Below are 2034 nucleotides of genomic sequence, written 5' to 3'. Positions count from 1 at the left end.
CTAATTGATGAAAAGACAAAGGAAGAGTATAATATTGGTGATTCTGATACTGTCTCGGCACAGTATGTTATAGCTCTGCCATGGGCATTAGGACTTCTTGAATCTCTTTTGTATGCCATTCTTGGTGTAGCCGGCATTATTGTAGTTGGTGGAGCAACTTATTACTTAGCTGAAACATTAGTTGATAAAATAAGAAACAGCTCATACGACTATTTTTTAGCTTATATTTCTGACGACAAAAAACTTTATGTTGGCCCTGCTGTTGATTTTAGCACAGCTAAGGCTGTAGTCTTAGACGGTGGTGATATCTTTGCTAAAAGTAGAAATTCTGCAGAATTATTAGCTAAAGAAGTAGTTTTTTATGCGTCTATTCATGGTTTTCCACAAGCATATTATTATGAACATAAAACTCCTCATAAAGATGACCCAAATTATTTTCCTCACTTTCACGTATTTTTTAATGAGATTAGAAAACGACCTCATATATTCTATCCTTATTAAACTCAAATTATCCTACTTTTAAGAGGTAGCTAAACAAACTTTTTAAAGCTACCTCTTGTCTTTTAAATACAAAGTAGTCAATGCTTTTATTTAGGAGGATAAAAATGACGAACATTGAAGTTGTTTATATTCAAGATTTATCATCTGAAATGCATAATGTTTTAAAAGATAATCAATTGGGTAGTTTACCATTAGAGTGCAAAAATTTCTTATTAAGAAGTGTATTAAAGCAAAGCACATATAAATCTATTGGAATATGTTTTATTGATATCTCAAATCTTCAACTTAAAACCTACCTGTTTAAAAAAGAGTTAGATGAAATTATTTATTTTGATGAAATAAATAACTTATTATATGGGTATTACTGGAATATTGCAGATGACTATGTTAAAATCACTGTTAGGAGTATTAACTTGCTAAATACATATGAAAAAGACATTATTGAAATTCCTATTGTTGAATTGAGGCTATGGGAAAATCACTTAGAACAGGAAGGTATAAGTAATTTCATTGTGCCTCCCATTCGCTTTTTTAAAATGGTAAATTCTCGCTATATAATAATTATACACAGAAAGTTTTCTGTTCCCAATTCTGATAATGAATGGCAAATTTATGTAATAGACCTTTTTGAAAATAAATTTTATAGTTACATTTACGATAATGATTCTAAAAAGCCATTTCCTATATCCTATATAAGGTATTTTCCTGTTAGCAATAATGACGGTTTTATATTTATCAAATTTGGACAAATTGACGCTGAGGAAAAGGAAATGTATTGGCCACCAGAAAATTCAAGAATGATTCAACACTTTTGGGAGGCTTTTGCATTTTATCCACTGAATAAATTTATTGAAGATATTAAAAATCAAAAATTATTTTTAGACGCTTATATTGTTGAACGTATCTCAGAAAATTTTTCTTTTCGCTATTTGGATGATATTGAATCGATAAAAGATTTGTGCTTCTACTATATTAAGAAATCTTTAAAAACTAATTTATCCAAACTTATAAAATTAGAACTTAAAAATTATACCAAAGAGATAATGCAAACTTCAATCAATCTTGATAATAAATTCATGCACTATAATAATGGTTTTCTAACGGCTATCTCTTTATCAATTGAAGAAATAAATGATAAACAAAATCTGTTAAGAATAAGTAAAGAATTTTTAAATGGTAACAATACAAAAAGGGTAAATATTCTCCTAAGTAAAGAAGAGCAATTTATGCCAGATATCATGTACAAGTACATCTTAAAACATGGTCTTTTTTTAACTTTCTCCCCTCGTTTTGACTATAGAGATATTCCAAAGCATTATAAAACAAAGGTATATTCATTAGAGTCTTCTTCAGCTTTTTTTGAATTTATCACAAAATACCCTCTTTCAAGTCCTTTTACAATTACACTTGTTGAAAAAAACAAAGCGAATGATGAATTTTTATTAATCTTATAATAGCAAGTTTTTTTGAAATCATTTTTAAAATCTCTTCATTTAAAGCAAAACTTGAAAAGGATAAATAAAAGTTTGCCAC

General features: G+C 28.2%; 1 protein-coding gene and 1 pseudogene. Both read left to right on the top strand.

What is annotated here, in order from left to right; genetic code table 11:
• Positions 1 to 501 (top strand): annotated as a pseudogene (locus tag H964_RS12535) (hypothetical protein); the annotation flags it as partial.
• A gap of 104 nt (positions 502 to 605) precedes the next feature.
• Positions 606 to 1955: a hypothetical protein gene (locus tag H964_RS08475; RefSeq protein WP_039766627.1), complete on the top strand. Its 1350-nt coding sequence runs from the start codon at positions 606 to 608 to the stop codon at positions 1953 to 1955.
• Positions 1956 to 2034: the final 79 nt, after the last annotated feature.

Source organism: Caldicellulosiruptor sp. F32 (assembly GCF_000404025.1).
GTDB lineage: Bacteria > Bacillota > Thermoanaerobacteria > Caldicellulosiruptorales > Caldicellulosiruptoraceae > Caldicellulosiruptor > Caldicellulosiruptor saccharolyticus.
The sequence above is the reverse complement of the archived record's forward strand: the minus strand, read 5'-3'. Positions and strand labels throughout refer to the sequence as shown.

What these genes read in the sequence shown, in the direction of transcription:
- H964_RS08475 (WP_039766627.1), top strand. Translation starts at nt 606, where the DNA reads ATGACGAACATTGAAGTTGTTTATATTCAAGATTTATCATCTGAAATG.